The following is a 20,898-nucleotide window of genomic DNA, read 5'->3' as shown; positions in this document are numbered from 1 at the left end:
CGTTAAAATTACCGGGCCGCTTAATCTTACAAACTGTCTTTTACGTTATAATGACGAAGAATACTTTCAATCTTTAAGGCCTTACCCATATCCCCTTTAATTTTCAGCTTGCCGGTCATGAATGCCATCGTGCCGTTTAATTTGCCAAACATAAATTGTTGGAAGCTTTTCAAGGACATGATTAGCGTACTGTCAGCTGGTGTTTCAGAGCCTTCCTTAACCGCTGCTCTGCCATCCTGGAACCGCAGCTGGTATATGCCGCCATTATCACCTGTTATGTCAAATTGATAGTTTGCTTGGAAGCCTTCAATCGGACCGGAATTTCCATTCAATGTTTCCTCAATTTTTTTAAATAAATCTGCTAATGAATATTCTTCAATTGTTTTTGACATGATTATTCCCTCCTAAAATAGATATAAAGTATTAGTGGTCCGGAAGCTTTATTGGTATCATATTCTTCTCCGCCCAGAAGGTTCTGTTATTAAGTCAAAGCAGTCTTTTAACACCATCGTTATATTTAAAAGAAAACGATTGATCAGCTATACCTCCTTCATTTGAATGATGCTGAATTTTCAGATATTTTTATGATACCAATACGTACTCGTATTGTACAACCGAAAAAAATCGATGCTTTTCGACAATCTCCCTATGCATATGTTGTTTTCCATTGCATTCGTGCAAGAATGCAAAAAAAAGCACCCGTTTAATTGGTTAAATTAACGAATGCCGCGATAACTATTCTATTGAGAAGCCGGGCTAAATCATCATAATGGTAAGGAGTGTCATCCTTTCCTTTATAGTTTTGTACGACTACTTCATTAATTGCTCCAATCATGGCCTGGGAAACAATACGTAGTTCCGTCTCGGAAGCAGTTTCTGGAAGGTAGCCTCGAACCGTTTGAAACATCAGCTGCGCAAATCGGCGGTGGGCTTCACTTCTGGCCATTTCGACATCTTGGGAAACACCAACAGACTCCACCAGCATTAAATTAGCCACTTTCACGTCAGTAAAACAAATCTCTATATAGCGGCGGATTCCTACGTACGCCTTATAAGCTGTCCTGGTTTCCTTGTCACTGGCCAGGTTTACCTCTTGAAGTATTTCGGATGCCACCACGTCGAAGAGGCTGACCAATAATTCTTCCTTGCTGTTGAAATGCTGGTAAAAGGTTGTTTTTGAGATTCTTGCCATCTCAACAATATCAAGAACTGAGGTGTTTTTATAGCCCTCATTTGTAAATAGAACCAGTGAGGAATAAAGGATTTTCTCCTTCGCCTCCTTTGGCATTTCCGTAACAAAAAGCATCAATAAATCAGTCCAATCTATTTAATACCTGAGCATCTAAGTTGTCTTAATTTTAAAAGATATTTTTCTAATTAACAAGAAACAGCTTTTCAAAAAAATTCAGCTCCTATTAGTGGCCAACATAATTCGCATCAGGAATCAATTGCTGCCATTCTTTATAGGCAATAATTGTATCCCAATGGCCGGTTAGTTTTGCGACAACGATTACTATGAAAAACAGTGCAAGAAAACCAACAGGAATGAACCATTTATTTACCTTTTTGTTCACTACCGTCATGTTCAATGTATCCTTAATCGGGCATGCCTCAACACAGGACATACAGGCATTGCAATTTGGTGATGACACAACCTTTTTTGTATGAACTTTGATTCTTTGCGGGCATACCTTCGTACACATTTCGCAATTCGTACATGTATCTTCATTGCGGCGCACCTTTGTAATTCTGAATAGGGAGCCAAGGCCGATCATTGCGCCATATGGGCAAAGGAAGCGACACCAAAAGTTTCTGAAGAATAATGACAGGACAAAAATAACTAAGATTACCTTCAAAGCAAAACCGCCAATGTTTAAAAAGAACAGCAGCATTTTTACATCAGAAATTTTATTATACGGTTCATCTAAAAATGCCTTTGCCGCAAACGTCGGCATCGCAAGAATCATACTGATGAAGAAGTACAAGAGCAAATATTTTAACGGAGTTAAAATCCAAGTCAGCCATGTTGGTATCTCAAAATTCTTTTTAAAAAGCTTTCGTCCAAACCAGGCAGTTATTTCACTGACGGTTCCAACCGGACAGAACCAGCTGCAAAACGATTTGCGGAAGATAAAACCTGAACCAATGAAAAAGGTAAATAAGACAAGTCCTGCCGGGTGAATCTTATCAAATTCCCCACTTGTCAGCCATACCTTCAACGCTACCAAGGCGCTGATTGGAAGAAACCCCTCGACTGCCGATGGACGCTCAACAAAAGGCTTTTCACCAAGCGTTTCAAAATGCATATAAAACTGATAGAATCTTAATCCAACATATAATAAAAATAAAAAGAAAATTGCTTGAACAGCATATCGTGTTATTTGAACAGGCTTCCGTTTCAACTGTTTCTTGTACCAGGCAGTTGACTTCATAAAGTTCCCTCCGTTCCTCATATCCTAACTATAAGGAACAGGAAAATATGGATATGTGATATTAATCATCGCATTTATGTAATTCATAAAGCTGTCAAATTAACGACGAAATTCTGTCAAGTAATTTTTTTATTATTGCTAATAGTTATACAAAAAGCGCAAAAGATATAAATGGGGAACTGCAATTAGAAAAAGCATCTTAATGATAAAGGTGCCGGTGGATTTTTTGTTTCGCCGGCATCTTTTATATATAGCCTTCTTTATGCCTGTTTTTCGGATGAATTAATAGCAATAATGGAAAAATATCATTATTTATGATATGAATATAGATAGATAAGATGAAAGAGGTTGAAAAGGATGGATAATCAAACATCTAACTTTATTAAGGATATAATGATAAAAGATTTGGAATCAGGCAAGCACGATAAAATCGTGACCCGATTCCCGCCTGAACCAAACGGCTATTTACATATTGGCCATGCAAAATCCATCATCTTAAATTTTGGCCTGGCGGATGATTTTAACGGACTGACTAACTTGCGCTTTGATGACACGAATCCATTAAAAGAAGATATTGAATATGTAAACTCTATCAAAGAGGACGTCAAATGGCTCGGCTTTGAATGGGACGACTTATTATTTGCCTCCAACTATTTTGAAGAAATGTACAACCGCGCTGTCTTGTTAATCAAAAAAGGGCTTGCTTACGTTGATGACTTAAGTGCCGATGAAATTCGTGAATACCGGGGAACCCTGACAGAACCTGGTAAGGAAAGCCCGTATCGCGACCGTTCAATTGAAGAGAATCTTGACTTATTTGAACGAATGCGCGCTGGTGAGTTTAGTAACGGTGAAAAGGTTCTACGTGCGAAAATCGATATGGCTTCGCCGAATATTAACCTGCGCGACCCGGTTATTTACCGCATTTCTCACGCCACACATCATAATACAGGCGATAAATGGTGCATCTATCCGATGTATGCATTCGCTCATCCGCTCGAAGATGCAATTGAAGGTGTTACACACTCTATTTGTACGATTGAGTTCGAGGATCAGCGTCCACTTTATAATTGGGTTGTTGAACAATGTGAGATGGAGAACACACCACAGCAAATCGAATTTGGCCGCTTGAATTTAACCAATACCGTAATGAGCAAGCGGAAGCTGAAGCAGCTGGTTGATGAAGGGTTTGTTGATGGCTGGGATGACCCACGCATGCCGACCATTTCCGGAATGCGCAGAAGAGGCTTCACCCCTGAGTCCATCCGTGCGTTTGTACGAGAAACGGCTGTTACCAAAAATAATGCTACAGTTGATGTGGAGATGCTCGAGCACTTCGTCCGCGAGGATTTAAAATTAAAGGCGCCGCGGACAATGGGTATTATTAATCCATTAAAAGTGGTCATCACCAACTATCCTGAAGGACAAATTGAGCTTTTGGATGCAGAAATCAACCCGGAAAATCCGGATATGGGCATGCGGAAAATTCCATTTTCCCGCGAGATTTACATTGAGCAGGATGATTTTATGGAAAACCCGCCAGCAAAGTACTTCCGACTCTTCCCTGGCAATGAAGTCCGTCTGAAGCATGCATACTTCATCAAATGCGAAGAAATTGTCAAGGATGCAGATGGAAAAGTGGTTGAATTGCGTTGCACATATGATCCTGAAACTAAGAGCGGCACGGGCTTTACTGGAAGAAAAGTAAAGGGTACCATTCATTGGGTGGAAGCAACCCATTCCGTTCCTGCTGAATTCCGTCTTTACGAGCCGTTGATTTTGGACGAGACGGAGGAAGATGAAGGCGCAACTTTCCTTGATAAAGTGAATCCAAATTCGCTGGAAGTGCACCAAGGCTTTGTTGAGCCAAACATGAAGGAATGCCAGCCGCATGACAAATTCCAATTTTTCCGGCATGGTTATTTCAATGTTGATCCGAAGGATACCGCGTATGGTGAAAAGCTTGTGTTTAATAGGATTGTTTCCTTGAAAAGTTCGTTTAAACTTTAAATGAAAACTCGCCGATTAGCGAGTCCGATAGGACGATTCATGAAGCGTATTTGAATTTATGCTCTCATATTTAGAAATAAAAAGGCTGGCACAAAAATGTGTCAGCCTTTCATTTACTCTTACGATATTGGCACTTCTAGGATTATTTTTGTCCCATTCCCCGGGGATGTATTAATCGTCAGGGTTCCGCCGACCGACCTTGCTCGCTCATCCATACTGAAAAGGCCGACACCCGGAGACTGGTTCCCTAAATCAAACCCTTTTCCCTTATCTTCAACCATTACCCGGACAACATTGTCTATTTCCCTTACTGTTACGGAAGCATCTAAAACCTCCGCATATTTTCGAATGTTTGTCAGCGCCTCCTGGATAATCCGGTAAATGGTCAACTCAATGCTGATGTCGAGACGACGGTTCAATACACAATCAAAATAGACGTCAATATTATAATGATTGGAATACCGAGAAAGATAAGAACGAATCGCGGGAATTAAACCTAGGTCATCCAAGACGGACGGTCGGAGTTCCCAAGAGATTTCCCGGATTTCTTCAATTAACTGGGTCGCTTCCTCTTGCATCTGCTGCAAAAGCGAATGGTCCATCTCTGATAACAGACGGTTAATGGTAATCAGGTGACTGTATAGATTTTGTCCTATTCCGTCATGGAGATTCCGAGAAAAACGCTTTCTCTCCTCTTCTTGAACATCGATGATCCGTGCCATCATTTTTTTCAGTTCCTGCTCGACCCGCTTGCGTTCGGTAATTTCGTAGCGAATCGCCAAATACTGATATGGCCTGCCATTATCGTTTAAAAACGGAACAATCGTCGTATCAACCCAATAATAGGTACCATCTTTGGCTTTATTGCAAATCTCACCCTTCCAAACCTGACCGCTCCCAATTATTCTCCACATTGCTTTAAAAAACTCTTTGGAATGGTGTCCAGAATTGATGATGCGGTGATCCTGCCCAATCAGTTCTTCTCTTGAAAATTTGGAAATGAGACAAAACTGGTCGTTTACATATGTAATTATCCCCCTGGAATCGGTGATAGCAACAATTGAGGAGGCATCCAGGGCAAATTTGTAATCCATCAATTCATTTCTTGTTTGCTGTAAATCCTTGTCCATTTCCATCCCCCGCATCAAAATATTTGCTCCTTTAATAGCTGTTCCAGGGCTTCCGCTGAATCGGCCACCTTTTCCTGCTCTTCATCCAAAAAGGTATATTCTTCCCTTTTCCCGATGAGCAGCACTCCCTTTGGAACACCATTAAAAAATAAAGGGACCGCGTATGTAGAAACAAGTTTTTCAGCAAGCATGATGGGATAATCAGTCACTTTTCCAACAATACTGTTCGGAAAATCTGACATCAGCATCGGAGTGCCGCTAGAAATGATTTTTCCTGCGATTCCTTTTCCGAAACGGACTGTTATTCGTTTGTATTTATCGTTTAGATTTCCGGAAGCGTAATGCCACCTTACATCGGGTCCTGTTTCATTTTGCAGGGCAAGCCCGACAAAATCGCAACCGATCTCGGTTTTTAGCCGCTCACAAACCATAACCACTTCGAGGAGTTCTCTCAACTCTGACATTTATGCTCGTTCTCCTTAAATGCCATATCCCAATAACCCCTTCCTAACAGCATACTCGACCAGTTCAGGCCGGGTTTTCATCTGCAATTTCTCCATCAGATTGCTTTTATGTGTTTCAACTGTTTTAACACTGATGATTAACTGTTCGGCAATTTCTTTATTGGAGTATCCTTTGGCAATCAAGGTAAGCACTTCTTTTTCCCGTTCTGACAAAAGATTGTACGTATCATTGCCGTCCTGTTTCATGCCGGCTAAATACTCTTCCATTAACCGCTTTTGTGCAGAAGGATGCAGATAGGCATCGCCCCTGGCCACCGATTCAATTGCGGACATTAATTCATCATGCGGTGCGCTTTTTAAAATACAGCCGCTGGCGCCGCCTTGAATAGCCCGAAATAGGTATTCCTCATCATCATGCATCGTTAAAATTAAAATATTCACTTCAGGCATTTGCTTTTTTAATTCCGTTGTTGCAGTTAAGCCGTCTTTTCCATGCGGCATGCTTAGGTCCATGACGACTACAGTAGGTTTTAGCTTCAACGCTTTTTTAATGCCTTCGTTGCCTTCAGATGCTTCACCGACTACTTCCATTTCAGGATTCGTTTGCAGCAGCATTTTCAGGCCGCTTCTTACCACTGCGTGGTCATCAACTAACAGGATTCTTATCAATGTAAACTCTCCTTTAATTCGATAATGGAAGAGATATTTCTATCGATGTTCCTTCTCCTATTTTAGAGGATATCATACACTGCCCGCCAATTAGAAGCATTCTTTCCTTCATCGCCGCGAGCCCTGAGGAAGGCTCTTTTCCTTGGAGCTCTTCTGGTTGGAATCCTTTTCCAAAATCATGGATGGTAATTTTCAAAGCTTTTTCTTTCCAGAAAAAATTCATTTTCACAATGGACGTATCTGCGTATTTCGCAATGTTCATTAACGCTTCCTGACATACGCGAAATACGGCAATCCTTTGTTTCTCCGGGATTAATTTCCCCTCACCATTGGACTCTAACTCCACAAGTATGCCAAATGTTGAGGTATAACACCTAATATAGCTTTTCATGGCCGGCAGCAATCCAAGAGTTGTCAGGGCAGGCGGATGGAGTTCGACGGAAAGCAATCTGATTTCTTGGATTGTTTTTTCAATCAGTAAATTCATTTCCCGCATATAGTTTTTTCTGGATGGATCTTGTTCACCCGATGCAAGAAACTGTAAGCCTGTTAAAATACTATATAGGTTTTGGCCGACCCCTTCATGCAGATCATGCGCAATTCTTTTGATTTCCTCTTCTTGGGAGTCAATGATATATGTGCAAACATTCGGGTTAGTTTTTAATGAATCCATTTTTACCTGCCCTCCTATCTCTTTTAGTTCAGTTTGGGATTAAATATTTTGCAATTTTTGAGGACATATTTACTGGACTTTATAGCTGTTTTGTCCCTAGGAACATCTCTTACGGACATTTCTATCGAATTTTTATAGCATTTAGTCCTCAGGGTTACCTCTTTTATAAAAAAATTCAGGTTCTCCTAGAAGACCTGAACCTTTTTAAAAATATACGTTAACCCACTTTCCGTATCAGTAGCCGACCACAAACCAGTAGACTCATTTACCTGACTCGAGAGCGGCACAGCCAGAAAGTAAAATTTATCAAAGTAGAACCGGAGATGAGTTCCGTCCGGACACAGCTGCACCATTGTGATTGATTTCCTTACAACAGGTGCCTGGTCCCCGCCTTCACGGTCCTGAATGGCAATTTCAACTTCAGCACCAGCGAATCGCTCCTGTACTTTCTCGATATCAATGGACGCCACAGCTATTACATCCTCTCTTAACAGGGTAGATGAACATCTTGTAGCCCTGTAGGTACTCCCAGAACTTCTCCCCCGCGTTATCCTCGATAAACTTAATCGTTTCGTCCTCGGACAGCCAATTGCTCATCCCTTTAATTTCAGCGATAACCATTTCGGCACCTTCCACGAACTTTTCTTCGAGATACCAATTTAAACGTTTCTTGGCAAACAGTGTTTTCAGCAGTTCGTCAATCTCTATAGAAAATCCCCCTGTCTGCGGGCGAACAAAGCAGAAGTCAATATACGTTTCACTAGTCATTGACATTCACACCTTTTTTATAAATGATAAATGCGACAGGGAATAATACAACATTCACAACAGCAGCGATAATGGTATTTGTATAATTTTCGTAAAAATATTGATGCACCATGTATTGTGTAAAAATAATATTTAGCATCAGCACCACAAGCAGCAGACCGACTGGAATGTAACTACGCTTCATAACGCTTCACCCCCACGGCATATACAGCACCGTTTTCCACTTTCACATGGATTTCAGGCAATGGACGTCTTGGCGGGCCGGCAATTGGTGCACCTGTTTCAACATCAAATTTTCCGTGGTGGCAAGGGCACAGCATTTCGCCTTCATCCTTTTGCCAAAAAACTGGACATCTTAGATGCGTGCAGGCATTTTGGTACGCGACAAACTTCTTTTCCGATAAGCGAATCAAAATGGCGCTGTCGTGCTCGCCAGGAAAATGAAAATCAACAGCGTCACCGACAGGAACCTTGTCTAATTCGGCAATTTTATGCTTCGGATATTTTTTATCTCCTAAGCGGTTAAGCTCCTTCGCCGCCATGACACCCCAAGGAAGAGATGAAACGGCAAACACACCAGCTGCACCGACCAAGGTTTTCATGAACCCGCGGCGGTCTAGCTTTCTTTCATTGTTACGATTGATATTGTGAGTATAATTATCTTCATTGAACGGGATTTTATTATTTTTATCGCTCATGGTAATCCCTCCTAGAACAGTTTTGTGACGCCCTGCAGGATTCCAGGGAGATTCACTCGGACGTTAGTTTCGCCTTCTAAATATGGCATGCTGGTTACCCATTTGCCATTATCGAGGTTAAATTGCTTTTGTTTTGCTTCAATTTCTTCGTCTGTCAGCCATTGAAGTGTATTAGATGGACATACGCTCGCGCACATTGGCGGGATACCGTCCTTAGTGCGGTCAATGCAAAGGTCGCACTTATACATTAAATTCTGCTCCGTATCAAACTTTGGTATTCCATACGGACAGGCAATGGTACAGTTTTGGCAGCCAATACATTTTTCCACAAGAGCCGAAAGAACGGCTCCTGTTTCGTGAATTTGGATCGCTTGGGCAGGACAGCTTCGTGCACATGCCGGATTCACACAATGAAGGCACATTAGCGGCATCGTCTGCCGATTTTTAAGCGGATTTACATCGTATACATAGTTGCGGTTGCGCTGCTCGTGCCCTCCGCACTGTGTGCAGGCAGCCAAGCAGGAACGGCATCCGATACAGTTTTCCAGTTCAAGATATAACCTCTTTTTGACCACTTTATTGCACCTTCTTCATTTCTAGTTTTTCAATCTGTGCGGCACATGCCTTGAATTCCGGCATTTTTGAGATTGGATCAAGCGCGTCTATTGTTAGTAGATTAATAGATTGTTCATGTCCAAAATGGTACGGAACAAAGACTGTATCTTTACGGATAGCTTCGGTAATTTTCACTTTATATTCAGCCTCACCTCTGCGAGTGTAGAGGCGGACATATTCTTCATGTTCAATATTGTATTTTGCAGCTGTTTCCGGATGTACTTCTACATATGGCTCCGGACACATATCACGCAAGAATTGAATGCGGCGTGTTTGGTTACCGGATAAATAATGGAACACTACACGTCCGGTTGTTAAACGCAATGGATACTCAGTATCCGGCTCTTCTGCCGGCGGACGGTATGGAAGCGCACAAATTTTTGCCTTTCCGTCTGGATGATAGAATTTTTTATCCAAAAACATATGTGGTGTACCAGGATCTTTTTCATCACGGCAAGGCCAAAACACCCCGTCCTGCTTGTCGATTTTATCCCAAGTAGCACCGTAATAATCGGCGTATCCGCCTTTAGAAGCTAATCGGAACTCGTCTGCCACATCTCTGGCTGTTTTTAAGTGGGAGAAGTATTTGCCTCTGCCAATTCTTTCAGCCAGCTCTACCTGAATCTGCCAGTCAGGTTTTGATTCACCAAGCGGCTCTTGAGCTTTATTAATTTTAATTATCCGTCCTTCCAGGTTGGTAACTGTTCCTTCGTCCTCTGACCAAGTGACTGTAGGTAAAATGACATCCGCAAATTCTGCAGATTCTGAAAGATAGAAATCTGCACAAACCATGAAATCTAAGCTTTTCAGTGCCCTTCTAATAAAATTTTGATTTGGCGCTGAAACTGCTGGATTGGAGCAGAGTAAATACAAACCGCGAATGGTCTTTTGCTCCATTAACTGGAACATTTCTACTGCGGAAACACCCGGCTGCGGCATTTCTTCAGGAGTGATTCCCCAAACTTTACATACTTCCTCCACATGCTTAGGATTGGTGATTTTACGATAGCCTGGCAGCAGGTCAGATTTCTGGCCATGCTCACGGCCGCCTTGACCGTTACCTTGGCCGGTAAACGTCGCAACACCTGATTTTGGACGGCCGATCTTTCCTGTAACCAAAGCCATGTTAGTGTATCCAGAAACGTTATCGACCCCTTTATGCTGCTGTTCGATACCGCGGGCAAACATAACAACTGCGTTTGGTGCTTTGCCGTAAATTTCAGCAGCACGGATGATTTTTTCAACTGCTACGCCGGTAATTTGACTTGTATATTCTGGGGTGAATTGCTTCACCAGTTCTTTTGTTTCTTCAAAACCATTTGTATGCTGATTAACGAATTCTTCATCTACAAAGCCGTTTTGAATTAATAAATTTACAATTCCGTTTGCCAGCGCCAAGTCTGTTCCCGGTCTTAAATCCAAGTGAACATCAGCTCGTCTGGCAATCGGTGTTTCACGCGGGTCAGCCACGATTAGGTATCCGCCTCTTTCCTGTACGTTCCAAACACGGAACATAGAAGTTGGGTGACACTCCGCGGTGTTGCTGCCTGCAATAAATAAGCAATCTGATTCATGGATATCAGTCCATGGCAAAGTCGAACCGCGGTCTACACCGAAGGAGCGGAGGAATCCGCCGGCTGCGCTGGACATACAGAAGCGTCCATTATAGTCGATATAGCGGGTTTGCAAGGCAACCCGAGCAAACTTACCTGTTAAATAGCATTTTTCATTAGTCATCGATACACCGCTGAAGACAGACAATGTATCTTTGCCATATTTCTCTTGAAGCTCTTTGAACTTCCGCGCGATTAAATCATACGCTTCATCCCATGTTGCTTCTCGGAAGCCCTTATTAGTTCCTTTTAAGGAAGCATCATCACGAATCAATGGTCTTAAGATTCGGTCTGGATGGTTTGTCTGCTGGTAGGCGGTAACCCCTTTGGGACACATTTTGCCAACATTCACCGGCCAATCATAACGAGGCTCCACTCCAATAATTTTATTCGTTTTTGTATTCACCCTTAGGTTCATCCCGCACTGCATACCGCAATAAGCACAGTGTGTTTTGATTAATGTTTCATTTGGGTGGCGTACGTTTTCGATTTCTCTAAAAAATTTATCTCTTGGGGCTTTTTGGTTAACCTCTTGCATTCTGATTTGCCTCCTTGACCTTCACTTGATGGGTAGGGAATCCTGAGAATCTGGCGATACGGTACTTTCTGCGGCATGGCAGGCACAATTCCGCAAGATTAAAGCCGTCTTCCATGTTGAACTCCATGTTGTTAGTGCCCAATACTTGAATAATATCGTTCGATTGTTCAACTGACACAAATTTATCTCCGCACACTTTACATTCTTTCATATGCTGTTCTCCATAATGTTCACGATAGTTTCTTGCAAACACACTCATTGGACGGAACGGAATGTGAGCAAGTTTACCAAATGGCAGGTAGATTAGCGTTACGATAACTGAAAACTGGTGAATCAGCGACATTTGCGGCTGCATCCATCCATGCAAGAATACGTTTTGGACTGTTAAAAGTAACCCTGTTACAGAAATAAATATCAACAGGTAGAGCGGTAAGAAATCATACATGAATTTTTGTTCTGCTCGTGCCTGCATATTTTTCATACGGCGGTATAGCGCCATGCAGACACCTGTAATGACCATGATGGCTGAAATATTTAAAGCATTATACGAAAACCATGCGATGATTCCGTCTGCTTTAATCCGCACTAAGTCTATTCCCATCAACACAACTGTGTAGTAGCCGTTACCATCCATATTAAAGTACATCCAGCTGAATACGAGCGGAAAGGTAACTAAACAAGCAAGCACGCAGCCCCAGCCGATTAATACGTGCTGCAGCCAGCGATAAAATCCGCGTTTTTTGATGAAGTCATAAATCGCTAAGTGACTCACTGCTGTTTTTGGAGTGCTTTTTCTAAAAAGAAGTTTTATACCTTTTTTAATAATAATTTTTGTTGGCGGTCTTTCACCCCAGGAAATAAAGCGATAAAAGAAACCTCCGAGGAACGTCAAAGTTCCCACCATATATCCATAAAGGTTTAAGTCGATATGTGTAAACATTCTTGTACCGATAAACACTAAAACCGCAAGTCCGACCACAGTTAAAAACATCGATTTGGCAAAATGGGAAGCAAATGCATTATTGATGGAATGGTCCCGTTTTTTAGCCGTTGTAATTGTTGACTCCATTTTCTTGATCCTCCTCAAAAAAATAACACTATCGTTTTCTTACTGTTATTGTAAGAAAAACAATAGTGTTATCTTTATCAGGGAACTCCCCCATCTAGGGGGGAAAAAACCCTTATCTATATCGAATTTTGACAAAACTTCGTCACAAATAGAAAAGCGGAAGCGCCTTGACTTAGGACTGGAGCTAGACATTTTGCTTTTTGATGTACTTTTTATGCCACGAATAAAGAAGCAGCAGAAGCCCGATTATTAATTGCAGCGTTGACAAGGATGCATCCCAGAAATGATAAGTGGACGGTCCATAGCCAAAACAGTGATGTATCGTAGTCATTGCATATACCATTTGCGGGAGGTAATAACCGATAAATAACGATAACGTCAGCCCCACACCCAGCACATAAAATACGGTATAAGTTATAACTGTCCGCTTTTCCTCTTCAAAGATAACCTCAGTTTGTCGGGCAGGTCTACGAAATCTAAACCAGTTTCGAAAAACCTGCTGGGCATTTTCCATAAGATTGTAAGCACCCGTCGAATTTTCAAATACATAATATAAATCTGTTTTCATATAGATGCAGCACTGATAAATCATCCGAATAAAGGTATCTAATACAACAACCTTTAGCACACTCAGGAAAATCCCTGACACGTCTTCGAAAATCAACTGACCTAGCAGTGCTGCAAAAAGAACGAATGTATCAAAACAAAGCCCCGCCAAATATAAAACATTTCGGTCTTTTGAAGGTAGTTTCCAAACGGATGACATATCTGTTTCGAAAACGACTAGGAAAAGGCGGTGTCCGATTGTTAATTTCGTAGGAAGCCGGTAAGCCCTCATAGCCAGTACATGCCCAAATTCATGAAGCAACACAAAACAGAAGGATAAAACGAGCCATGCGGGGATGTTCAGCACCATTAAATCGAAAATAAAGATATCCTTAAAATTGGGAAATAAGGATGGGTGAGTTAGAAAAAGGCAAACGTTGATGAAAAATAAGGCTGCATAAACTGTATAAGCTGCTTTGTTGAAAAAGAATATTCCCAACTTAGGAGAAATCCACTCAAAGCCAAAGTTTTCTTGCTTCCTTTCTGGAGCAGCAAGTTTCACACCATCCATTTCGACAACCAATTGCAGTTCGAGAAGTTGTTCGGCAAAATCGAGTAAATCAACCTTTTCATGAGGATACTTGCTTTTAAGCCGGCTTTCAATGTCACCTAACTGATAGCCTTCGATGATTAAATGAATAGCATCGATACAAACCTCCGGCATTTCATAAAATTCCCCGGAGCCGGTATTTTCTACTATATAATTCTTTTTATCTTTACGAATTTCAATTGAGACTAATACAAGATGCGAATCGAGTGTAAGGTTCATATTAACACCCTTTATCCTTTGCATTATTTTTAAATAAAGAAGGATGCCTAGCTCATTGCCAGCATCCCTTTCGCTTTAACTTAAGGCTTAATCCCGAACCAAGCACACCAATAGCAAGTTACTTTGACTTTCTTAAGCTTACGTATTTTCATGGTTCCACCTCCTTAAGTAATTCCCATTTTTTGTTCCATGGATAACTATCATGAAATTTGACCCAAGCAGGAAAAACCTTCATAAACTCTTCCACAAGCTTGGGATCAAACTGGGAACCATTCCCATCCAAAATACGTTTATACGCTTCTTCTAAAGGGAGTGCAGCACGATATGATCTAGATGACGTCATGGCATCAAATGCATCTGCAATAGCTGTAACTCTAGCTAAAATAGGAATTTCATCCCCTTTAAGCCCCCGAGGATATCCTTTTCCATCCCAACGCTCATGGTGAGATTCGATTACACAGATACAATCCTTTATTCCCTCTACATCTTTTACTGCATTAGCACCTACTTCAGGATGAAGCTTAATAATTTCATATTCTTCTTGAGTTAATTTTCCCGGTTTCATCAAAATGGAATCAGGAATATGAACTTTACCAATATCATGTAGTAAGCATGCGCAATAAAAAGATTTTTGCTCATCCTTTGAAAATTTTCCGATTTGCTGTGCTAATAATAAGGCATAACTGGCAACTCTTTCACTATGTCCTCTTGTATAAGGATCCTTTAATTCTAAAGTTGCAATTACGCCTTTTACAATTCCTTGTAACTGGTTATCGAACGAATTACTTATTGAACGAACATACCCCTGAAAGCGTACTAATAAAAAGAAGGACATAACCGATAAAATAACAACTAATATAATTGGCATTATAATAAACGAAGTCTTTAATATTACGCCAATTAAAATATACTTTGCTACTACACCTAAACTGACTAACCAAAAATAGTTTGTATTCAAGAAAAGTGGTAAAGATAAAAACAAAAAAACCTCGACTAAATTACCACTAGTATATGAATCCCCGCGCCCGTAATAAGTTAATATATCGACTATAAAAGAGGTAAATAAGTAACAAATAAAAAAAACATATTTTAATTTATGTTGCTTATTTACTTTGTTGATATAATAGATAACGGGAATTAGAAATAATAATACAATATAATTAATTAACCAAAAATTGCTTGGAAAACCGCTCTTTTTATGTGTAATAAAAGCTGGAAGGAGATAATAATTAAAAATATCGTATCCTATGAAAATTAAATAGAAAAATAAAAGAAACCATTTGACAGTGCGCCGTTCTTCATGTGGTAACATAAAACCCTCCAAATTATCTATCATATGCAGGTAATGGGTAATATGGCAGATAAACAGAATTCAAAATCCACTTTACATAAAATGACAAAAACTATAAAAATTCCGTATTCTTCTTCATTATATATCATCAATTAATCCCTTGAAACATTTTATTTTGTTGATTTTTGTACAATCGAAGAACTACTTTTTTGCAAAATTATTCTGGGAAATAGGTAAAAAAAGTGTTACTTTTGTCCCATATCCATTTTTACTTTCCACTTTCATTTCCCCTTTATGGTCTTGGATAATTCTTTTTGTTACCATTAATCCCAAACCTGTCCCATTTTTTTTCGTTGTAAAGAATGGTTTCCCTATATTTTTAATGGTTTCTTCCGTAATTCCGCTGCCCTCATCTTCAATAAATATTGAAAGCTTTTGTTCTTTACTCAGCAATTGGAGGTAAATTTTAATCTTTCCACCATCCGGCATAGCCTCAATCGAATTCTTCAATAAATTTATAAATACTTGCTTTAACTGTTTTTCATCACATTGAATTTGTGGGATTGTCTCTTCAATAATTGTCTCCACTTTCACATCTTGTGCATTAGTCTGCTGACTGGTTAATGCAACAGTATAGTTAATTATTTCTTTAATATCTACATTACTAAATTCAGTTGCTCTCGGTTTTCCCAGATACATCAGGTCGTCAACTATGGAATTAATTCTATCAATCTCTTGGATCATAATCGGATAAAACTTGCTGCTACTTGGGTTGGATTCAAATTGCAATTGCGTAAACCCCTTCAATGATGATAACGGGTTGCGAATTTCATGCCCTATGGCCGCAGCCATTTGCCCAATAACTGCTAGTTTTTCCTTTTGACGAAGTTCTTCATGAACTACCATTAAAGAATTCAGGTAGGAATAAAATCGAATTAAAAGGATAAAAGCAATTGCAGCAATTACCATGCTGATAATAATAGGAGGTAAGACATTAGTTGTCTGTAATATCAATCCCAACAAAATATATTTCCCCACAATACCTATTGATGTTGTCCAAAAATACTTTTTATTAACAAATACTGGAGAAAAAATAAGAAATAAAAGCTCAACCACATTTCCTGACGCAAAAGTGCGGGAAGTCCCATAGTACCTTAAAAAATTATCGATAATATCGATTAAAATATAGCTAATCAAGAAAAAATACTTAACCACATACGGTTCTTTCTTTTTAATGAGATAAATTGACACTGGTAATAATATAAGAACCAATGGATAAATCCATATACCTAGTCCACTATTTAGCAATTCGAAGTTTCCGTAATCAGTATATTTCGGCAATAAAATATTCCAAGCAAGTTCATATATGATAAAGAAGAAATAGAATAGCCACAAAAATAACTTAATAGCCTTTTTTTCTTCAAATATTAGCTTTGGACTTTTGCTGCTTATTTCCATGAGTGTTCTCCTTAACCTAGATACTATTCTAAAAATTCTAAATTATGTTCATTCCCCATACTATTTTACCATTTTTTTAGAATAACATTATAAAAAAAATGAAAAATACGATGATTTTCGACATTTAGTTATTGGGAAAATTTAAAGGGGAGTCCCATTTGATTGGAACTCCCCTTTATATTAGCTGACCTTTTTCAATTGACCAAATGAATTATTTAATGTCGAATGCTTTCGTCCATAGCCGAAGTAGACGAACAATCCAATTACCAGCCATACACCAAAACTAATCCATGTTATAGCCGGCAGCTGCACCGCTAAATATCCGCAGAACAAGAATGCCAAAATCGGAATATACGGTACAAACGGGACTTTGAAGCCGGTTTTAGGTACTTGGTTGTTTTTTCGAAGATATAAAATCCCAACTGAAACTGTCATGAACGCGAACAAGGTTCCAATGTTAGTTAATTCAGCCAGTTTGCTTAATGGAACAAATCCAGCAATAACAGATACCAATAAACAAATGATCCAAGAGTTTACAACCGGCGTTTGTTTCTTTTCATCTACCTGGGAAAACACCTTTGGCAGCAGTCCGTCACGACCGATTGCATAGAAAAGACGGGATTGTCCGTAAAGTAAAACTAGAAGTACCGTTGTAATCCCTGTAATTGCCCCAATTGAAATGAAACCGGCAACCCAATCCTGATGGATATAGGTTAAGGCAAAGGCAACCGGGTTTTTCACCCCCAACAGATTGTAAGGTACAATTCCCGTTAGGATAGCAGAAACTACAATATATAAAACCGTACAAACTAGCAGTGAAGCAATGATACCTATTGGCATGTTGCGCTGCGGGTTTTTAACTTCCTCAGCAGCTGTCGATACAGCATCAAAGCCAATATATGCAAAGAAAATCGTGGCCGCTCCAGTTGCTACACCTGAGAACCCAAATGGCATAAAAGGAGTCCAGTTAGCTGGCTTTACATACCATACACCAACACCAATAAATAACAGAACAACAGCGAGTTTGATAATTACCATGATGTTATTTAATCGAGTAGATTTCTTTGCCCCCTGCGATAAAAGCAAAGTAAGTAAAAAGACGATGATGATGGCAGGAATGTCAACAAATGTTCCGTTTGCCGGGTCAAATGCACTTGTTATGGATTTCGGAAAATGAATCCCAAACCCCGCAAGCAGACCTTGGAAATAGCCAGACCAGCCGCTTGCGACCGCTGCTGATGCAAAGCCGTATTCCAGAATTAAATCCCAGCCCAAGATCCACGCGATTAATTCTCCAAAGGTTGCGTAGCTGTAGGTATAGGCACTTCCGGAAACCGGTACATTTGAAGCAAATTCCGCATAACAAAGTGCGGCAAAAATGCAGGCTAAACCTGATAAGATAAAAGAAATAATAAGAGCTGGCCCAGCGTGTTCCGCAGCAGCCACCCCAGTGACAACAAAAATTCCGGTCCCGATAATAGCCCCTATCCCAAGCATTGTTAAGTCAAAGGCCCCCAGTTCCTTCCTTAAGGCAGCACCTTTTTTCCCTGATTCCTGGATCAGTTCCTGAATTGATTTCTTCCTAAATAAGTCCATTTATTATATAAACCTCCTCGAAGCAAACGTTCGAATCTTCTGAAAATACAAATAAAATTTACATCGGTATAATATAATCTTTTTAATGAAAAAGCAATATTTTTTTATAAAATAAAAAAATGGTAATATTACACTGGTAATATACTTGATTTACATTGCATTAACATAAAAGAAAACTTATTACTATTCATATTTTTCTTTATTTTGATATAGTTTACTTAAATAAAAAACAGATGACATCAAACGAACTTGATGTCATCTGTTTTTACATTTACATTAAGAAAATTAACGGCACTTTCCTTCTTATGTTGAAAATTTGTTGACAGGAAAGGCGGTTTTCTTCTCTGGAAATCTTTACGACGTCAACGGCATTTGCCGGTAAAGGTTCCATAGTATACATAGCATTTGCGATCTTCATCAATCTCCCTTGAGTCCATCGCAAATTCTAAAAACTTTTCTCCCTTTCTTATATAGATGATATCTGAATGTAGGGCAGCCAGCACTTCGTCGTGCTCCCAAATATCTTTCTGGTCCATTAAAATGCTCCCCTGTTCGGTTAGTTCCCTTATCTCAAATCCAATATGCGAATGATATTTTTCGAGCGTCTCATTGCGGAATTCTTCTTTTTCAACATAATTGACTGCCGTTCCGTCTGGGTCAAGTGCGGTAGCGGTAACCTTGTACCCTTCATTGTTTTTTACAAAATATTCACAGGTCATTCGCGCGGCTGCTTCCGATCTGCCCCGTAAAATCTGGGATGCTTTTTTTCATGCTTGTTGATAGGTATTTGGGCGTTAAAAACTTTTCAAAACAACCGAAGCATCGGTTTTTCATCTGATTCAGGCGTTATGCCCCTTCACCAAATCGATTAAAATAACGGATTCGATTGCACGGGAATCCATATATCTGTTTGTTCAAGCTGTCCGGCTAGAGCATACAATAAATCTTCCCGTCCTCGGGCAGCCATGAATTGTACTCCGACCGGCAGTCCATCCGGGGTGAGATGCACCGGAACTGTCATCGCGGGCTGACCGGTTAAATTGGCAAGCTGTGTAAAAGGAGTTCTCTTAAGATTATTTTCCGCTACCTGTTCGACCGTGCCGGCCTTCTTCAAAATACCGCTCAGGGATAGCTTCCCTGCAGCAGTCATCGCCAGTTTTTCTGAAGCAGTTGGCTCGAGTTCCCCGATTTTTGCCGGAGGGAAGGCGGTTGTTGGCGTCATAAAGAAGTCGTATGTTTCATGAAAGGCCTCCATCGCAATGGCGGCATTGTCCCATTCGCGAATACTTAAAACTATTTCGTCAGCAGATGTTGCCTTTCCTACTAACCCTAAAATCCAAGTAGGCAACTCTACATCGCTCATCTTCGCTTTCCGGCCAAGGACATCTTCTAAAGATGTCAATGTAGCAGCCACTTCCCCGAAATACATCGTTAAATAGCTTTTTGCAAGTTTCCTGCCGTCCACAGCCGGACCGATTTCGACCACATTATGACCCATTGATTCCAGCAGCCTTGCTGTTTTATAGACTGCCTCCTGACATTCTTTGTGAACCTCCGCTCCTAAGGGAGACCGGATTGAAAAAGCAATCGTTAATTTCTCTGCTGGCCCGCCCTGTACCTGCTGTAAGTAGGAGCCTTCAAATGGCGGGGCATGAAAGGCAGCCGCTTTTTCGTAAATCTTAATTTCATCAAGCATCGCCGCACTATCTCTTACCGTTCTTGATAGGATATGGTCAACAGATGCCCCCTGCCATAGACGGCCGAAAACGGGACCGACCGGCGTCCTGCCTCTTGTTGGCTTCATCCCAAAAAGCCCGCAATAAGAACCTGGAATCCGAATCGACCCGCCGCCATCATTCGCTCCAGCAATCGGTACCATCCCCGTTGCAACCGCCGCTGCCGAACCGCCGCTCGAACCGCCCGGTGTATGCCCTAGATTCCATGGATTTCGGGTAGGTCCATAATACTTCGGCTCGGTAATGCCCATTAAAGCGAATTCCGGTACATTCGTCTGCCCGACTAATATTGCACCCGTCTTACGCACTTGCTTTACATAAATGGAGTCTGCTTTTGCCCGGTAGTCCTGATACGCCCTGGAACCAGCTGTAATCTTCTCCCCTTTCACTTCTTGAGCAATATCCTTTAACAGCATCGGAACACCTGCAAAGGTCCCCTCTAAATTAACATTTTCCGCTTGTTTTTCAGCCTTTTCGTAAAATTTATTAATAACAGCGTTAAGCTTTGGGTTATGTTCCTCAATAGCTTTGATGGCTTCCGAAAGCACCTCAGCCGGTTTCACTTCTTTCTTTTTTATCAACCCCGCCAATCCAAGTCCGTCATATTCCTTATAATGAAAACCTTCCATCCAGTCCCCCTCCTTTTATATAAATACTTCTATTTACTAACCAAATACCCTTTTTATAGAAATTCTTTAAAAAGGCGGAAACCACGAAGTCATTTTCACATAACTATTGACAAACTACAGCTAACCATGTATTA

General features: G+C 40.5%; 20 protein-coding genes and 1 pseudogene. 1 reads left to right on the top strand and 20 read right to left on the bottom strand.

The window, feature by feature from the left end; genetic code table 11:
- Window positions 1–26 precede the first annotated feature (26 nt).
- The 3 genes from ACZ5AE_RS05420 to ACZ5AE_RS05410 all read right to left on the bottom strand — a co-directional run bounded on the left by ACZ5AE_RS05420 (window position 27) and on the right by ACZ5AE_RS05410 (window position 2,432).
- A complete protein-coding gene (locus ACZ5AE_RS05420; protein ID WP_464570196.1) occupies window positions 27–392 on the bottom strand; it encodes an SCP2 sterol-binding domain-containing protein in 366 nt (121 codons plus the stop codon).
- Between the two features lie 311 nt (window positions 393–703).
- Window positions 704–1,306: a TetR/AcrR family transcriptional regulator gene (locus tag ACZ5AE_RS05415; protein WP_464570194.1), complete on the bottom strand. Its 603-nt coding sequence runs from the start codon at window positions 1,304–1,306 to the stop codon at window positions 704–706.
- A 109-nt stretch (window positions 1,307–1,415) separates the two neighbouring features.
- Complete coding sequence (locus tag ACZ5AE_RS05410) at window positions 1,416–2,432, bottom strand: 4Fe-4S binding protein (RefSeq protein ID WP_464570192.1); 1,017 nt, start codon at window positions 2,430–2,432, stop codon at window positions 1,416–1,418.
- Window positions 2,433–2,789: 357 nt separating this feature from the next.
- Between ACZ5AE_RS05410 and ACZ5AE_RS05405 the strand changes: the two genes are divergently transcribed.
- Window positions 2,790–4,442, top strand: a complete 1,653-nt coding sequence (locus ACZ5AE_RS05405; RefSeq protein WP_464570190.1) for a glutamine--tRNA ligase/YqeY domain fusion protein — start codon at window positions 2,790–2,792, stop codon at window positions 4,440–4,442.
- 119 nt (window positions 4,443–4,561) lie between these two features.
- Here ACZ5AE_RS05405 and ACZ5AE_RS05400 read toward each other — a convergent pair whose 3' ends face one another.
- The 17 genes and pseudogenes from ACZ5AE_RS05400 to ACZ5AE_RS05320 all read right to left on the bottom strand — a co-directional run bounded on the left by ACZ5AE_RS05400 (window position 4,562) and on the right by ACZ5AE_RS05320 (window position 20,764).
- Entirely contained in the window at window positions 4,562–5,572 is a 1,011-nt protein-coding gene (locus tag ACZ5AE_RS05400) for a PAS domain-containing sensor histidine kinase (RefSeq protein WP_464570188.1), read from the bottom strand.
- Between the two features lie 14 nt (window positions 5,573–5,586).
- Window positions 5,587–6,036 carry a GAF domain-containing protein gene (locus tag ACZ5AE_RS05395; RefSeq protein ID WP_464570186.1) on the bottom strand — a complete coding sequence of 150 codons (450 nt, stop codon included), beginning with the start codon at window positions 6,034–6,036 and terminating at the stop codon, window positions 5,587–5,589.
- 15 nt (window positions 6,037–6,051) lie between these two features.
- Entirely contained in the window at window positions 6,052–6,705 is a 654-nt protein-coding gene (locus tag ACZ5AE_RS05390; protein ID WP_464570184.1) for a response regulator, read from the bottom strand.
- Between the two features lie 13 nt (window positions 6,706–6,718).
- Window positions 6,719–7,378 carry a sensor histidine kinase gene (locus tag ACZ5AE_RS05385; RefSeq protein ID WP_464570182.1) on the bottom strand — a complete coding sequence of 220 codons (660 nt, stop codon included), beginning with the start codon at window positions 7,376–7,378 and terminating at the stop codon, window positions 6,719–6,721.
- Window positions 7,379–7,563: 185 nt separating this feature from the next.
- The gene (locus tag ACZ5AE_RS05380) at window positions 7,564–7,848 is read right to left on the bottom strand and encodes a hypothetical protein (protein ID WP_464570180.1); all 285 of its coding nucleotides are present in this window, start codon (window positions 7,846–7,848) and stop codon (window positions 7,564–7,566) included.
- Window positions 7,835–8,146, bottom strand: coding sequence for a hypothetical protein (locus tag ACZ5AE_RS05375; protein ID WP_464570178.1), 312 nt, complete (start codon window positions 8,144–8,146; stop codon window positions 7,835–7,837). The genes ACZ5AE_RS05380 and ACZ5AE_RS05375 overlap by 14 nt, the downstream gene beginning before the upstream one ends.
- Window positions 8,139–8,330 (bottom strand): hypothetical protein, encoded by a 192-nt coding sequence (locus ACZ5AE_RS05370; RefSeq protein ID WP_213146534.1) that lies wholly within the window; start codon window positions 8,328–8,330, stop codon window positions 8,139–8,141. The genes ACZ5AE_RS05375 and ACZ5AE_RS05370 overlap by 8 nt, the downstream gene beginning before the upstream one ends.
- On the bottom strand, window positions 8,320–8,844 hold the full coding sequence (locus tag ACZ5AE_RS05365) for a Rieske (2Fe-2S) protein (RefSeq protein ID WP_464570176.1): 525 nt from the start codon (window positions 8,842–8,844) through the stop codon (window positions 8,320–8,322). Before ACZ5AE_RS05365 ends, ACZ5AE_RS05370 begins: the two co-directional genes overlap by 11 nt.
- Window positions 8,845–8,855: 11 nt before the next feature.
- Entirely contained in the window at window positions 8,856–9,419 is a 564-nt protein-coding gene (locus ACZ5AE_RS05360) for a 4Fe-4S dicluster domain-containing protein (RefSeq protein WP_213118184.1), read from the bottom strand.
- A 1-nt stretch (window position 9,420) separates the two neighbouring features.
- Window positions 9,421–11,610: a molybdopterin oxidoreductase family protein gene (locus tag ACZ5AE_RS05355; RefSeq protein ID WP_464570174.1), complete on the bottom strand. Its 2,190-nt coding sequence runs from the start codon at window positions 11,608–11,610 to the stop codon at window positions 9,421–9,423.
- Window positions 11,597–12,679: a hypothetical protein gene (locus ACZ5AE_RS05350; RefSeq protein WP_464570172.1), complete on the bottom strand. Its 1,083-nt coding sequence runs from the start codon at window positions 12,677–12,679 to the stop codon at window positions 11,597–11,599. The genes ACZ5AE_RS05355 and ACZ5AE_RS05350 overlap by 14 nt, the downstream gene beginning before the upstream one ends.
- Before the next feature lie 184 nt (window positions 12,680–12,863).
- Window positions 12,864–14,078, bottom strand: a complete 1,215-nt coding sequence (locus ACZ5AE_RS05345) for a hypothetical protein (protein WP_464570170.1) — start codon at window positions 14,076–14,078, stop codon at window positions 12,864–12,866.
- A gap of 124 nt (window positions 14,079–14,202) precedes the next feature.
- Window positions 14,203–15,366, bottom strand: coding sequence for an HD-GYP domain-containing protein (locus tag ACZ5AE_RS05340; protein WP_464570168.1), 1,164 nt, complete (start codon window positions 15,364–15,366; stop codon window positions 14,203–14,205).
- Window positions 15,367–15,546: 180 nt separating this feature from the next.
- Complete coding sequence (locus ACZ5AE_RS05335) at window positions 15,547–16,803, bottom strand: ATP-binding protein (protein WP_464570166.1); 1,257 nt, start codon at window positions 16,801–16,803, stop codon at window positions 15,547–15,549.
- A gap of 180 nt (window positions 16,804–16,983) precedes the next feature.
- Window positions 16,984–18,399 carry an amino acid permease gene (locus ACZ5AE_RS05330; protein ID WP_464570164.1) on the bottom strand — a complete coding sequence of 472 codons (1,416 nt, stop codon included), beginning with the start codon at window positions 18,397–18,399 and terminating at the stop codon, window positions 16,984–16,986.
- Between the two features lie 362 nt (window positions 18,400–18,761).
- Window positions 18,762–19,136, bottom strand: a pseudogene (locus ACZ5AE_RS05325) (hypothetical protein); the annotation flags it as partial.
- Window positions 19,137–19,267: 131 nt separating this feature from the next.
- Window positions 19,268–20,764, bottom strand: coding sequence for an amidase family protein (locus ACZ5AE_RS05320; protein ID WP_464570162.1), 1,497 nt, complete (start codon window positions 20,762–20,764; stop codon window positions 19,268–19,270).
- Window positions 20,765–20,898 lie beyond the last annotated feature (134 nt).

The sequence above is a fragment of the Neobacillus sp. S1227 genome (assembly GCF_055385255.1).
The sequence above is the reverse complement of the archived record's forward strand: the minus strand, read 5'-3'. Positions and strand labels throughout refer to the sequence as shown.

Bases quoted from the DNA above. Each gene is read 5' to 3' on its own strand.
- ACZ5AE_RS05340 (WP_464570168.1), bottom strand. From the start codon at position 15,366: ATGTTACCACATGAAGAACGGCGCACTGTCAAATGGTTTCTTTTATTT.
- ACZ5AE_RS05345 (WP_464570170.1), bottom strand. From the start codon at position 14,078: ATGCAAAGGATAAAGGGTGTTAATATGAACCTTACACTCGATTCGCAT.
- ACZ5AE_RS05420 (WP_464570196.1), bottom strand. From the start codon at position 392: ATGTCAAAAACAATTGAAGAATATTCATTAGCAGATTTATTTAAAAAA.
- ACZ5AE_RS05410 (WP_464570192.1), bottom strand. From the start codon at position 2,432: ATGAAGTCAACTGCCTGGTACAAGAAACAGTTGAAACGGAAGCCTGTT.
- ACZ5AE_RS05375 (WP_464570178.1), bottom strand. From the start codon at position 8,146: ATGACTAGTGAAACGTATATTGACTTCTGCTTTGTTCGCCCGCAGACA.
- ACZ5AE_RS05400 (WP_464570188.1), bottom strand. From the start codon at position 5,572: ATGGACAAGGATTTACAGCAAACAAGAAATGAATTGATGGATTACAAA.
- ACZ5AE_RS05330 (WP_464570164.1), bottom strand. From the start codon at position 18,399: ATGGACTTATTTAGGAAGAAATCAATTCAGGAACTGATCCAGGAATCA.
- ACZ5AE_RS05350 (WP_464570172.1), bottom strand. From the start codon at position 12,679: ATGGAGTCAACAATTACAACGGCTAAAAAACGGGACCATTCCATCAAT.
- ACZ5AE_RS05405 (WP_464570190.1), top strand. From the start codon at position 2,790: ATGGATAATCAAACATCTAACTTTATTAAGGATATAATGATAAAAGAT.
- ACZ5AE_RS05385 (WP_464570182.1), bottom strand. From the start codon at position 7,378: ATGGATTCATTAAAAACTAACCCGAATGTTTGCACATATATCATTGAC.
- ACZ5AE_RS05335 (WP_464570166.1), bottom strand. From the start codon at position 16,803: ATGGAAATAAGCAGCAAAAGTCCAAAGCTAATATTTGAAGAAAAAAAG.
- ACZ5AE_RS05395 (WP_464570186.1), bottom strand. From the start codon at position 6,036: ATGTCAGAGTTGAGAGAACTCCTCGAAGTGGTTATGGTTTGTGAGCGG.
- ACZ5AE_RS05355 (WP_464570174.1), bottom strand. From the start codon at position 11,610: ATGCAAGAGGTTAACCAAAAAGCCCCAAGAGATAAATTTTTTAGAGAA.
- ACZ5AE_RS05365 (WP_464570176.1), bottom strand. From the start codon at position 8,844: ATGAGCGATAAAAATAATAAAATCCCGTTCAATGAAGATAATTATACT.
- ACZ5AE_RS05320 (WP_464570162.1), bottom strand. From the start codon at position 20,764: ATGGAAGGTTTTCATTATAAGGAATATGACGGACTTGGATTGGCGGGG.
- ACZ5AE_RS05415 (WP_464570194.1), bottom strand. From the start codon at position 1,306: ATGCTTTTTGTTACGGAAATGCCAAAGGAGGCGAAGGAGAAAATCCTT.
- ACZ5AE_RS05370 (WP_213146534.1), bottom strand. From the start codon at position 8,330: ATGAAGCGTAGTTACATTCCAGTCGGTCTGCTGCTTGTGGTGCTGATG.